This window comes from Butyricimonas sp. BSD2780061689_150309_C8 (assembly GCF_015560935.1).
GTDB classification, from domain to species: domain Bacteria; phylum Bacteroidota; class Bacteroidia; order Bacteroidales; family Marinifilaceae; genus Butyricimonas; species Butyricimonas paravirosa.
Window position 1 is genome coordinate 37,203 of sequence record NZ_JADMSV010000014.1, and the last position, 14,532, is coordinate 51,734.

9 protein-coding genes are annotated in these 14,532 nt (G+C 45.1%); 3 read left to right on the plus strand and 6 right to left on the minus strand.

All coding sequences use genetic code 11. From position 1 onward, the window contains the following. Positions 1 to 54: 54 nt before the first annotated feature. A complete protein-coding gene (gene nagB, locus I2I33_RS11670; RefSeq protein WP_195666812.1) occupies positions 55 to 1,977 on the minus strand; it encodes a glucosamine-6-phosphate deaminase in 1,923 nt (640 codons plus the stop codon). A 27-nt stretch (positions 1,978 to 2,004) separates the two neighbouring features. Continuing rightward, complete coding sequence (locus I2I33_RS11675) at positions 2,005 to 3,189, minus strand: ROK family transcriptional regulator (protein WP_087421997.1); 1,185 nt, start codon at positions 3,187 to 3,189, stop codon at positions 2,005 to 2,007. 205 nt (positions 3,190 to 3,394) lie between these two features. Here I2I33_RS11675 and I2I33_RS11680 point away from each other — a divergent pair, with 205 nt between their 5' ends. After that, complete coding sequence (locus I2I33_RS11680) at positions 3,395 to 4,342, plus strand: NUDIX domain-containing protein (RefSeq protein WP_087421998.1); 948 nt, start codon at positions 3,395 to 3,397, stop codon at positions 4,340 to 4,342. Here the strand turns inward: I2I33_RS11680 and I2I33_RS11685 are convergent. Further along, a complete protein-coding gene (locus I2I33_RS11685; protein WP_087421999.1) occupies positions 4,321 to 5,226 on the minus strand; it encodes a cation diffusion facilitator family transporter in 906 nt (301 codons plus the stop codon). The two genes, I2I33_RS11680 and I2I33_RS11685, sit on opposite strands and share 22 nt — an antisense overlap. Positions 5,227 to 5,534: 308 nt before the next feature. Between I2I33_RS11685 and metK the strand changes: the two genes are divergently transcribed. Next, complete coding sequence (metK, locus tag I2I33_RS11690; protein ID WP_087422000.1) at positions 5,535 to 6,821, plus strand: methionine adenosyltransferase; 1,287 nt, start codon at positions 5,535 to 5,537, stop codon at positions 6,819 to 6,821. Positions 6,822 to 7,249: 428 nt separating this feature from the next. On the opposite strand, the gene I2I33_RS11695 is transcribed toward metK, so the two are convergent. Beyond that, positions 7,250 to 7,939 carry a zinc metallopeptidase gene (locus tag I2I33_RS11695; RefSeq protein WP_087422001.1) on the minus strand — a complete coding sequence of 230 codons (690 nt, stop codon included), beginning with the start codon at positions 7,937 to 7,939 and terminating at the stop codon, positions 7,250 to 7,252. 217 nt (positions 7,940 to 8,156) lie between these two features. Between I2I33_RS11695 and I2I33_RS11700 the strand changes: the two genes are divergently transcribed. Then, positions 8,157 to 10,316 (plus strand): elongation factor G, encoded by a 2,160-nt coding sequence (locus I2I33_RS11700; protein ID WP_087422002.1) that lies wholly within the window; start codon positions 8,157 to 8,159, stop codon positions 10,314 to 10,316. Positions 10,317 to 10,430: 114 nt separating this feature from the next. Here the strand turns inward: I2I33_RS11700 and I2I33_RS11705 are convergent, their stop codons facing one another. Both I2I33_RS11705 and I2I33_RS11710 read right to left on the minus strand, forming a co-directional pair. Then, entirely contained in the window at positions 10,431 to 11,558 is a 1,128-nt protein-coding gene (locus I2I33_RS11705; RefSeq protein WP_087422003.1) for a FimB/Mfa2 family fimbrial subunit, read from the minus strand. Between the two features lie 37 nt (positions 11,559 to 11,595). Continuing rightward, a complete protein-coding gene (locus I2I33_RS11710) occupies positions 11,596 to 14,532 on the minus strand; it encodes a FimB/Mfa2 family fimbrial subunit (protein WP_087422004.1) in 2,937 nt (978 codons plus the stop codon).

Sequence of the window (14,532 nt, forward strand, 5' to 3'; positions counted from 1 at the left end):
AACGGGGTCTAAAAACAGACCCCGCTCCAGCAAAAAAAATATAAAACACAACATTTATTTCCTATGCTTGTAGCGCACGAAGACCTCCATCGCCTCGTACTCCGCCATTCCCAACTTGTTATACAAGTCGGCCGTGTTACGATTACGGTCTTCGGCTCGCTGCCAGAACTCGCGAGGATCATCTCCCGGGTAAGCCGGTCCGTTATTCTGTGAACCGTGTCGGTAAATCGCTTGTCGTTTGATAGATAACTCCGACGGGCTTACCGGCACCGCCATATCCACCTTCTCGATCTCCCATTCCAACCAAGCCCCGCGATACAACCACACGTAACAATCCTTGAACCAGTCATCCTCACACACGACGTCAAAAGCCTGCATGATCGCATCCAGACAAACACTATGCGTTCCGTGCGGATCGGCCAAGTCTCCGGCAGCATAAATCTGGTGAGGTTTCACCTCCCGCAACAGATTCACGATAATATCAATATCTTCTTTTCCCAACGGGTTCTTTTTCACGGAACCCGTTTCATAGAAAGGCAAATTCAAAAAATGTACTCTCTCTGAAGGAATACCCATAAACCGACAAGCGGCCAAAGCCTCTGCCGCCCGCAAGGCTGTCTTGAACTTCAACACCTCTTTAGGTTCACTTCCCTCCGGTTTCAGATTCCGAATCGTCTCCTTCACCTGCTTATATCCCTCACCGGACACTCCCATATTTTGGGCGAACAAATCGGCAATATCCATCATCTCGTACAGGTAATCATCAAACACGGCGATATTCCCGGACGTTTGGTAAACCGCATGCACCTCATGTCCCTGTTCCACCAAACGGGCCTCCGTTCCTCCCATCGAGATCACGTCATCATCCGGATGCGGACTGAAAATCAACACTCGTTTCGGGTAAGGATTCGCTCTTTCCGGACGGGTTGAATCATCCGCGTTAGGTTTCCCTCCCGGCCACCCGGAAATGGTGTGCTGCATATCGTTAAACACGGCAATATTCACCTTATTTGCGGAACCGAACTTCTCTATCAGATCGCTCAAACCGTTATCTTGATAATCTTTATCTTCGACTTTCAAAATGGGCTTTTTCAACTTCTGGCACAACCGAATCACCGCTTTACGAATCAGCTTATCATCCCAATCCACCTTGCTCACCAACCACGGGTAATCCGCCCGGGTCAACTCGCTAGCCGCACTCTCATCAATAATAAATTGCACGTTAGAATGCATCTGCAAGAAAGTTGCCGGAACCGAATCTGACACCCGTCCTTCCACGGTAGCCTTGATAATCGGGGCCTTTTTCTCTCCCCACGCCATCAGAATCACTCTCCGGGCCTGCATAATCGTCCCGACTCCCATCGTGATCGCTTTCGTGGGTACCAGATTCCTACTTCCGAAATCCTTTATCGCATCTTTTATCGTCAAGTCATTCAAGAACACCTTCCGGGTCTGGGACGTGATAAAAGACCCCGGCTCGTTAAAACCGATATGTCCCGTACGTCCGATGCCCAATATCTGGAGGTCAATTCCCCCGGCAGCCTTGATTGCCTTCTCGTAATCCCGACAGAATTTATCTATTTCATCCCCTTCCAGCGTTCCGTCCGGGATATGAATATTCTTCGGGTCAATATCTATATGATCAAACAAATGGTGGTGCATGAAATAATGGTAGCTCTGCTCCGACTCTTTCGGCATCGGCAGATACTCGTCCAAATTGAACGTAACCACATTACGGAAAGAAACGCCTTCTTCCCGGTGCATCCTCACCAGCTCTTGATACAACTTGATCGGGGAAACCCCGGTCGCCAAACCTAAAACGCACTTTTCACTGCTAGCCGCTTTCGTTTGTACCAAATCCACAATCTCACGGGCAACGGCCTTCACAGCCTCGTCCGCTGTTTCATAAATCTGAACAGGAATCTTCTCGAACCTGTTGGCTCCCTCGCCCTTAGCGATGTAGTTTTTAGTAATCATCATATCTTTATCTTTAATTTTTCCTTGTTAATAAAGCGAGTACCCACATTCAGAATCATCATACAAATGTTCCATGACCATCATCAACGTACCCAATATCGCCGAATAAACACCCAGATTACTCATCTTCAACTCGCAATGTCCTCGCATACGAGCCAAAGCGTACTTATTTATCGCCTGTTGAACCGGAACCAGCATCAAATCGCCCGCTTGCACGATCTCCCCGCCGATGACTACCATGTCCGGGTTAAACAAATGTACCATCGTGGCTATTCCCTCTCCCAACTTCTCTCCCGCACGATGCAAGAGGTCGATAGCCGAAATATCATCTTTCCGGGCCGCCTCGATAATATCCTGTAACGGCTTACCGGCCACCTTCTCGATAGCCCGTCCCGAAGACACGGTTTCCAAGCAACCGATCTTTCCGCAATGACATGGAGCCTCCAGCCCTGAAATACGGATATGCCCGAACTCACCCGCCATGCCAATTCCCCCGCGATATAATTTCGAGTTCAGGATCATCCCCAAACCGATACACTCGTTCACGCTAATACACAAAACGTTATTCACGTCTTTGGCTACCCCGAACGTGTGTTCCGCCATGGCCATCACGTTAGAATCGTTATCAATAAATACCGGGATTTTCAGCATTTCCTCCAAAATACTCTTTATCCCCGGTTGTTCATACGTCAAATAAGTATATGAAGTTCCCTCCCGATCTATCAACCCCGGAAGAGCGAAACCCGCCATCTTAATCTTTGCCCGATCTACATTCAAACGCCCGATCGTCTCGTCAATCTTCTCTCGCACGTAACGGAGAGTCGCCTCATCATCCTGCTCTTCCAAAATCGAAGGATATTCCAGAATACCCTCAATCGGCTCATTCTTCAAATTAAAGATAGCCACCCGCAGGTACTCCCGACCAATATCCACTCCTAATATATACGCAGCATCCGGATTTAATGAAAACACGTGAGGACGTTTACCCCCGATCGAATTTCCGCATCCCCGGTCAATCACCCATCCCTCTTCGATCAACTCTTCGATCATGCGACTAACCGTCGGCGTGGTCACGTTTGTCAGGCGACAAATCTCAGGCTTGGACAACTCTCCCATCCGGTAAAGAAAACCGATAATTGCTTTCTTCTGCAAGTACCGTTTCTCTTTCAATCCCGGTAGTGAACCTTTATTTATGGTATTCGAGTCATTCATAGCTCTCCGTTTTTCAAAAAGAATCGTGTTTATTTCATCACAAATATACGAATACTTTCTAAAATATTTACGTAAGTCATACTAAAAATGAAAAATATTTTCATTACAAACTCTATTTTATAAAATCACATTCCCCAAACGAGTACTTGAAAATAAAAAAAAGTGTATTTTTACAAATCAACCATTAAAAGGGGATTTAGCGACTATGGTAACGAAATTGGAAATACAAAAACACTTGAAATACCTGAAAAACGGGGCAAGTAAAAAGTTCATCGAACTATTCAACAACTTCGACGAAGAAGATTTGTGTGACCGTAAAAATTTCACCGGACACATCACGGCAAGCGGAACGATCATCCACATTCCCACTCGTGAAGTCCTGTTACTACATCACAAGACCCTTGATAAATGGCATATTCCCGGTGGCCACGTGGACCTCGACGATGATTCTCTCTTCGAAGCTGCATTACGGGAAGTGGAAGAAGAAACCGGACTGACAGCCGAACAACTGATTCCCATCAACCTCATTAAAAACAAACCCTATTGCATCGAGATTAATTCCCACCCGATCCCACGTAACGAGAAGAAAAACGAAGATCAGCACTATCATCACGATTTTCGTTTCGTGTTCGCGTATACCGGGAATAAACGTATACACATAGACTTGAACGAAAGCCTGGATTACAAATGGCTTTCTATTGACGATCCCTACCTGCAAGAGATCATGACAACTCCCGAAACACTCGATTCTATTTTACTGGAAGGACTGGAAAGTTACGAACAATCCATTAAACTGGTTCGCCATAACGATTACCTCGTAACACCCCTAGCCAGCTATTTGTTTCGATTAGGTCAACACCATTACGACCAAGGCAACTGGGAATCCGCGGAACAGATGTTCCGTCGCTCTGTTTCCGCTTACGAGGACACGTACGACGACGAGTACGAGACGCCGCCATCCATTCTGGCCGCTTGCTGGAACTTGGCTACCGTCTACGAAAAAACAAATCGTCATTCTCAGAAATTACAAGCACTTGAAAAAGGTCTAAACTTTGCCAAGGAATTCGCCCGTCTCGACGAGAACTTCCTTTCCGAAATCTCCGAGTTCACGGAACGGATTGATGCCTCCCGTCATTCCACGGGACAACTATAACATCCCTCCCCTTCAAACTCGATTTCCACGGTCAGGTGATCTATGCCCGCCTCCTTCAACCGATCCACGGCATCATGTTTCACCCGGATGGCATCCGCCCGGGAAATATCATCTGCCACAATCAGGTGGGCCGAAGCGATATTCCTTTCCCCGTCCAGCGTCCACACGTGCAGGTCATGCACGTCCTTCACGTTCGGCACCTCCAGCAAAATGACCTTTATCTTATCCTCCGGCATGTGTTCCGGCGTAGCTTGCAAAAGGATTCTGAAAATTGCGTACAAATTCCGGCACACGTTCGTCAGAATAAACACCCCGATACCAACCGAAAGTAGCGGATCGATAAAATACCATCCCGTGTAACGAATAATCACGCTACCGATCAACACGGCCACCCATCCCAGCACGTCCTCCAACAAATGCAACATCACGGCCCGCTGGCTGATCGAATTTCCTTTCATCAACCGCAAGGCAGCGAACCCGTTCACGACAAGTCCCGCCACCGCCAACCACATCATCCCGGAGTAATTCACCTCTGCGGGATGAAATAGACGGGGAATCGTCTCCATGAACACGAAGATCGACCCTACCAGCAACACGATCGAATTGATTAACGCCCCCAGCGTCGAAAATCGTTTATACCCGTAAGTAAATGTCACGGTCCTCTTCTTTCTCGAATAACGTTCCAGAAAATAAGAAACCCCGATAGAAAAAGCATCCCCGAAATCATGTACCGCATCGGAAATAATAGCCACCGAATTGGTCCATATTCCCCCAACAATCTCGATAACGGCAAATCCCAGATTCAGGAAAAAAGCGATACCCAAATTCTTTGTACTCTCTCCATGAGCGTGTTGATGCCCGGCATGTGAATGATCGTGTCCCATAATTACATTCTTTAATAACAAAAATACTCATTTTACGAAAGAAAGTTTCATTCCTATCTAATAAAAATCTATCTTTGCCCCTCGAAAAAGTGGAAAGATTTGGCTGATTGCAACCACGGAAAAAAAGCGCTAAAATGCATATTTAATTCTGAATTCAACCATCCATGTACTTTCCTATAGTTTAATTTACGATAAAGAGATTGAGAGATTAAATGATTTTCGATTAAGTGATTCGTTTGTTACAACATCATTAAATCATCAAATCATTAAATCACCAAATCACTGAATCACTAAATCTAAAATGAATTATGGGATATTTATTTACATCTGAATCTGTATCGGAAGGTCACCCCGACAAAGTGGCAGACCAGATTTCCGATGCTGTACTTGACAAAATCATCGCCTTTGACCCGGATGCCAAAGTAGCTTGCGAGACATTGGTAACCACCGGTCAAACCATTGTTGCCGGGGAAATCAAAACCGAAGCGTATGTAGACGTACAACGTATCGCCCGGGAAGTGATCAACCGTATCGGTTACACGAAAAGCGAATACATGTTCGACGGGAACAGTTGTGGTGTACTGAGTGCCATTCACGAACAATCCCCCGACATCAACCGCGGCGTTGTTCGGGAAGACCCCATGGAACAAGGAGCCGGAGATCAAGGTATGATGTTCGGTTACGCTTGTAACGAAACGGACAATTATATGCCGTTATCTCTCGAACTATCACATTTATTATTGTACGAACTGGCACAAATCCGCAAAGAAGGCCAGGAAATGACCTATCTGCGTCCGGACTCCAAATCACAGGTAACCATCGAATACGGGGACGACAATAAACCTGCCCGGATTCATACCATCGTGATCTCCACCCAACACGACGAATTTGTCAAGGCCACGGCTCCCACCCCGGAAGCTCAGCTGGAAGCCGATGCACAAATGGTGGATCAAATACGCTGGGACATCATTAATATTTTGTTACCGAGAGTGAAACGCCAATTGCCGGAACGGGTACAGGCCCTTTTCGATGAAGATTTGATTCTTCACGTGAACCCTACCGGAAAATTCGTGATCGGTGGTCCTCACGGGGACACGGGATTAACCGGAAGAAAAATTATCGTTGACACCTACGGGGGCAAGGGAGCCCACGGGGGAGGTGCTTTCTCCGGGAAAGACCCATCTAAAGTGGACCGTTCTGCCGCTTACGCCGCACGGCACATCGCAAAAAACATGGTAGCTGCAGGAATTGCCGATGAAATACTGATACAAATTTCATACGCCATCGGTATTGCCCGCCCCGTCGGAGTTTTCGTGAATACTTACGGAACGGCCAAGGTGAACTTGAGTGATGCCGCCATTGCCGAAAAAATCACTTCAATCTTTGACTTGCGTCCGAAAGCCATCGAGGAACGCCTGAAACTCCGTAACCCGATTTATCAGGAAACGGCAAGTTACGGCCACATGGGACGTACTCCCAGAATCGTGAAAAAAGTGTTCTCCTCGAATTACTGGCCAACCATCGAAAAAGAAGTAGAACTCTTCACGTGGGAAAAACTGGACTATATCGAGAAAATCAAAGAGGCGTTTAAATAATTTAGGCATCATAAAATAAAAATAGAAGAAGGCTAAAAAGTCTTCTTCTATTTTTATTGGGTCACTTCAAAGCCAGAATAGATAGTTATTACAAGCTCTACCCATCCAAGCGGGTTAAACATCAAAAAAGGATCCTGATTACTCCCCTATTCACGTATCATTACTTTCCCTTCCCAGAATCCGATATATATTATTTTTCCTTATATCCTGTTAAAATGGCGGCTATAAGCGGGCGACAAGGCGGCGAGTAGGCGGCGAGAGCGCCTAATTGTCACCCAACAACCACTCAACAGCCAAACTCTTCCCATACCCAACCCTTGATATACACATTCAAAACCTATACGACACCGCACAAAAAGAAAAGGAGTGTTCCCACTCCTTCCCAAAGAATTATTTCTGAAAATCTTCTTCGAAAAAATATTGCAATCTTAATCTCTTCTTCCCAAATAAATCATGATATAGTACAATAAGGTCGCCAAAGAAGAAAGAGCGGCAATCACGTAAGTATAAGCGGCCCATTTCAGCGCATCCTTAGCACTCTCCTGCGATTCGTAAGTCGTGATACCGGAGTTACGCAACCAAGCCAAAGCCCGGTGACTGGCATCAATCTCCACGGGCAGGGTGACAATACTGAACAAAGTCATCAATGCAAACAAACAAATCCCAATCAGCATCAATTGTGGAAATTGCTGTAACAACAGAATCCCTGCCAACAAAATCCATTGCACCCAATGTGACGCAAAACTCACCACCGGAACCAGAGCCGAACGTAATTGTAACATGCTATACGCTTGAGCATGCTGTAAAGCATGTCCACATTCATGGGCAGCGACAGCAGCGGCTGCCACATTGGCACCATAATATACTTCGTGACTTAAATTAATAGTTTTGTTCGTGGGGTTGTAGTGATCCGTCAATTGTCCTTCCACGCTACCGATTTTCACGCCCTGCACCCCGTTATCCCGCAACATTTTCTCCACCACGTCACGCCCCGTCATCCCGTTAGCGGTGGGTATCTTAGAGTATTTCTTAAAACGACTTTGTAATTGATGGCTCACCAGCCAGCTCAACAAAGTAAACCCGATAAATATAATCCAAATTAAAGGTAATCCTGCCATAAAATATTATCATTAAAATTCTTCTCAAAGATATACAAAAAGTACGCCATCGCCCTAGGGCTCGATATATAAAAAATACTAACACGGGCTTTCTGCATTTATTTTCGTCAAGAATGACATTCTCTATTGTTTTTTTAGAAAATCTTCACTAATTTGTAACCCTCGAATTATTCGAAGAGTTATATACGTTTACAATATTAATCTAAACCGTATTATAATGAAAACCTATAAACCTAACGAAATTAAAAACATCGCGCTCGTGGGTAGTGCCGGGTCCGGCAAAACCACGTTAGCGGAAGCTATGATGTATGAGGGCGGGGTCATCCCGCGCAGAGGTAGCATTAGTGCAAAAAACACTTCATCCGACTACCGTCCGGTAGAACAGGAATACGGATCATCAGTATTCCCGGCTGTATTGTATACAGAATGGAAGGAGCACAAGCTCAATTTCATTGACACGCCGGGAGCAGACGATTTCGTCGGAGGAGTTATCTCTGCGCTGAACGTTGTTGATACCGGAGTAATGGTTATTAACGCCGTCAGAGGTATTGAAGTCGGTACCGAAATCATCAGCCGCCATACCAAAAGACTAAACAAACCGCTCATTTTCGTTATAAATCAGGTTGATCACGAGAAAGCAAACTTTGATCACGCAGTGGAACAGGCCAAGGCAGCTTTCGGCTCGAAAGTCGTGCTAGTTCAATACCCAGTGAACCCGGGAATCGGCTTTAACCGCGTCATCGACGTCTTGAAAATGGAGATGTATCAATGGAAACCGGAAGGTGGTAAACCCGACGTACTCCCCATTCCCAAGGAAGAAGAAGAAAAAGCGAACGAATTACATAACGCACTAATCGAAGCGGCCGCCGAAAACGACGAGGGATTGATGGAATTGTTCTTTGACAAGGGTAGTCTTACGGAAGATGAAATGCGTGCCGGAATCCGCAAAGGACTTATCGCACGGGATATGTTCCCCGTTTTCTGCGTGTCGGCAGAAAAAGATATGTGCGTACGCCGTTTCATGGAGTTCGTGATCAACGTGGCTCCCAGTGCCGGCTCCATGCCACCTTCCATTACGGAAGACGGGGACGAAGTTCCGTACGACGAGAAAGGCCCGACTTCCTTATATATGTTCAACACGACGGTCGAACCTCACTTGGGTGAAGTGATCTACTTCAAAGTGGCATCCGGGACTGTCCACGAGGGGGATGACCTGTACAATGCCACCAATGACGCGAAAGAACGTATCTCAACACTATATGCCGTGGCCGGGAAGAACCGGACAAAAGTGACCGAAATGATGGCCGGAGACATCGGGGCTACCGTGAAATTGAAAAACACGAATAACGGCGATACCTTGAACGAGAAAGACGTTCATTACAAGTTCGGCAAGATTCAATACCCGAATCCTCGTTTCAGAACAGCCGTCAAGGCCGTGAACACGAGCGACGAAGAAAAACTGGCGGAAGTCCTGCAACGGATTCACCAAGAAGACCCGACCTTCCTCGTGGAATATTCCAAAGAATTGAAACAAATGATTATTTCCGGCCAGGGAGAATTCCACTTGAACACTATGAAATGGCGTATAGAGCATAACGATAAACTGGAAATCGAATTCTACCCGCCACGTATCCCGTACCGTGAAACCATCACGAAATATGCTTACGCGGACTATCGCCACAAGAAACAATCGGGTGGTGCCGGACAATTCGGCGAGGTTCATCTCGTGATCGAACCCTACACGGAAGGAATGCCCGCCCCGACCATGTACAAGATCAATGGCGTGGATAGTAAAATTTCCGTGAAAGACACCGAAGTCGTTGAACTTCCGTGGGGCGGTAAACTGGTATTCTACAACTGTATCGTGGGAGGTGTGATCGACGCTCGTTTCATGCCCGCTATCCTGAAAGGGATCATGGAAAAGATGGAAGAAGGACCGCTTACCGGATCATATGCGCGGGATATACGTGTCAGCGTGTACGACGGAAAAATGCACCCCGTGGATTCAAACGAAATCTCGTTCAAACTTGCCGGACGTCACGCTTTCAGTACGGCGTTCAAACAAGCATCCCCAAAGATTTTGGAGCCGATCTATGACGTGGAAGTTCTCGTTCCGGATGAATACATGGGTGACGTCATGGGCGACCTGCAAACCCGTAGAGCAATCATCATGGGTATGGAAGCCGATTCCGGATTCCAGAAATTGATGGCTAAAGTACCGTTGAAAGAGATGCAACGCTACTCCACGGCATTGAGTTCTATCACGGGAGGACGAGCCTCTTTCACCATGAATTTTTCCGGATATGAAAAAGTACCGGCTGAGGTTCAAGACGAATTGTTGAAAGCTTACCAAGAGGAGAAGGATGAGGATGAATAAATAAAATGAGGGTTCACTTCAATTTTGGGACAACCTCATTGTTCATCATAAAAAAGCACCATTTTTTACCTCTGATTCAGGTAAAAATGGTGCTTTTATTCATGACCTCACTTTTTAATCTTTTACCACGACGTCTTCTACGTTACCTTTTTCCCAATCTTTTTCTGTCCCTTCCGGCTGAACCACACTCTCCGGTTTTCCAACCTCCACATCTTCCGTGTTTCCAATTTGCCAGTCTCCCGGCAACACATTCACATTCACGTCGTTTTTCTTAATATCAATTTTATCATCCGGTAAAACTTCCGTGTTTCCAGTTTCATCCGTCGTCTCCACTTTATTCACGGCAGATTCCAGTTGTCCATCGCCCGCATCACTCTCGTTCACCTCCATATTCGTAACCACCTGCATATCTGGTTTCGTTTTCACGTCCAGAGTCAAAGCTTGAGTCAAAACGATCTCTCGAGTATCATCCCTTGCAATAATATTACACTCAATATTATTGCTCGCACCAGTACTCGTACCTTCATCAAGCACAACAATATTCATCGTGGCAGAATAATGGTTTTCTTCTTCCGCACGCGAGAATCCTCGTATATTCCCACCTTTAGTCATCGTCACGAATACAGTTCCTGGATTCTTCCATTCGGTCTCCCCGAAGGCAAGTGTCGTCCCCACGTTAGGCACGAGTATTCCCACTTCCGCAATCTTTCCTGAATAATCAGTCACTTGCATCTTTGTCGTCGCCAACGTTCGCTTCGCTGTCAGTTCCACGCTAGTATCATCATCTCCTACAGCTAGCGAACTTTTCGCAAAAAGCACATCCCCTAATGGCGTGAAATTTGCTGCACCTTCCTTCTTCGTCAACTGGATTTTCATATCAGAAAGAGCGGTTCCAACCACATCACCCGCAATATTGGCATCCTCCAACACGTTACCAACAAACACAATCGTGTAGTTTCCTTTGTTCAATTCCAATTTTTCAATTCCATCCACAGAGTTATATTTAAAACTCTCCTGAAGTTTTCCTGCCTGATCAAACACGTATAATCGCACGTGAGAAATGATCCCTTTCAACCCGGTATCGTCCAAACTGCTAACACCACTTTTCAATACGCATTCGACTTTAACAACTTTCTCTCCCGGAATAGGTTCCGGTTCATCCTCCCCGCCACCAGAACCTCCACAACCCCAAAATCCTACAATCAAGGAGAATGTCATCAATGTATAGATAATTCTTTTCATTTATTCCATTTTTAATGGTTATTATTTGTACATTCGGTTAATTTATTCTTGTCGAATCTCGCGGGATCTCTCCGGAATCCGGTTCCACGTTTACCGTGACTTCCGCTGATTTAAACTGGTTGTAATCAGTAATAATAATCTTATATACACTTGACTGATTAGCATGTACCGTACATTCCAGCCGTTGATTTCCTTCTCCATAGCACATGTTCATATCCATCCACCCGTCACCTGAAATTGTCATCACATCTACATTCCATCCCATATTGGAGGTTACGTCAAACACGATCGTATCTCCCGAACGGACAGTAAATACGCTCTGGGAAACATCGAGCACGGGATCCAGCATTTCCTTCTGCACCACGTTAATATATGCCACATGCCGCCCCGAATGAATCGTAATATCTCCATTTCTTTCTGGCCAATAATTATTCGGGTTATTCGGGTCCACGGTTACCCGCAATCTGGCATTTCCTCGCCCAGTCAACACGCCATTTCCCCCGACAATCGAATCTGTTACATTCTCGTTCCCATCAAGTAAAGCGACATGAACATACTCCGCCCATAAGACTTCACAAGTCCATTCTGCATTTGACCGGACTTCTACAAAATATATTCCACCTTCCGCAGGCGCCATTATTAAATTATTATCCACGCTCAACATGATCCCATCCGGACTAAAATTAGGAGAATCGGAAGCACTAACATACAAATTACCCGAATTATACACCTCCAGCAAACCTGCAGGTAATATACCTGTCAATTCCGGATTCCTCGGCAAATATAAATCCTCCAAATTATTTAAATTATTGAAAGATTCCGGGATTGAAGTAATTCCACAACTATCCAGTGTAATACTCTTCAACGAGTTCATTTGTCCCATCCAATCCGGCAATCCATTTTTCCCGAAAACAGGAGAATACAACCTTAAACGAGTCACCTGAAAACTCTTTATTCTCTCAATATCCGCTGGTAACATATTTTCATTAGCCACGGAAAATTCCCGAATAGACGAGAAATCAGCAGAAGAAGGAATTTGTACATTACGAAATCCGGCAATTGCAAATTCAATCACGTTTCTCGTCACATTCCAAACCGAAGCAGGCAATTCGCAGGAAGGCGTCGCAACAAGATACAAATATTTCAAGTTCGTTAATCCTGAAAAATCCAAATCCGCAGAAGTAATTCGAGACTTCGAAAGCATCGGAAAATAATCACCGATTTCCTCATCATCATTCTCGTAAGGAACGCTGAATACCAAACCTTCCAATTTTGTCAAATTACCGATATGTGTCGGTATCGCAGTTAAAGTCAAGCTACTAACGTTCAAATAAATCAAATTAGCGGGTAATTCCGGAAGAGAAGTTGCATCCGTGTTCACACTCAATTCTTCCAGCGCAGTCATTTCTTTCATATAAGAGGGAATTTCTGCCAAACTACCATATGACTCTCCCATATTGAACCACTTCAAAGCAGTTAAATTTTTAAATGACTCCGGTAAACTCCAAACAGGATACTCCTCGCTACTTCGGGTCAATATATTCGCTTTCATGGATGCCTTCTTTGTCATGTCAACCTGGTCATAATCTTCCAAGAAGTCTTCCCATTCTTGATAACCAATACCGATCACACGTCCATTTTCATCCAAATGGACATTATGCCACAAATTCAAATTATCTGATTCCCAATTATCTACCATACTGACGTTTGCCGCTCTCAAAGCTTCCCGAATTTCCAACATCGCCTGCAAGTCACCCGCTGCAATATCTTTCATTTTAGGTAGCACGATCACCACACTTCCGGTTGAATCAATAATTACATTTTCGACTTCAGACTGTAATACATACATATTCATTCCGGATGAATCCCTTAATGAAATTGCAACTAGGGAATAATTCCCTTGAAGCACCTGATTAAAATGCGTCACGATAAGCGTGTCTTCACTCCAAACCATTAAACTTTCCGCATTCCAACTGTCAACATTGATGGAAAACTCATTGGCGTCACCATCATTTTTCAAGAAATGCATATTCAAGGTTCTCACCTGTCGCAAATCCTCGGGAGAACCAGTTTCCATCAATAATTTAACGGTCAATGTATCCACGAATTTCCTTTGATCCACGGAAAGATCTTCCGACACCGTTTCTCCCCAAGGTTCCACATCCATCTCGATCGTCACGTTCACGAGTCCCCCTGACACGTTTATTTTCGCATTAATCGTGTGAATTTTATTCGCTTCCACCCGATTCTTTAATCCAACCACGTAATTCTGTATTTCTCCGTTTACTTCTATCTGAAATGCTAAACGGGCAAGAGTATCCTGACAAGTAGGAAAAGCTATCGCTTCACCCTTTAGTTGTTGCCCTTGTTCTTTCATCGGGACTTTCAACCGCACGGGATCACCCACGGCACTACCATCAAAACGAATTTTTTCCGGTGATCCCAATAAAGTTACACTTTTAACTTCCACACCACTTTTCACACCCTCTACGTTTATATCTAATTTCCCGACCAAACGACTCAACTCAGCATTACTTGTCTTGTCCTCCCCAACCACGACCTCGCTCTTACCGGCAAAGATGCTACCGGGCAACACATTCTCTCCATCAGTATCTTTTTCCAATGAAAGGGTCACATCCTCCAGCGTTTTTCCTTCCTCAATTCCACTAATTTGAGCCTCATCAATATTAGATAAATAAGCAAAAGTATATTTTCCTAAAACTAATTTAACCGGTTTAACATCCTTCAAACCAGCATATTGTTTATGTTGACTTAAAGTCCCATCCTCGTTAAAAATCAACAAATGCAAAGCATTCACCTCCTGGGATAAAGCTTCTAAAGACAAATTGGACGACCGACCGCTAAAAGTCAAGGGAATCTCCTGCCCCGGGATCTCCCCGTCAAGCTGGTCTTTCTGACAACCTGTAAACCAAACGGTTGACAATATAATAAATGTATATAGTATTCTTTTCAT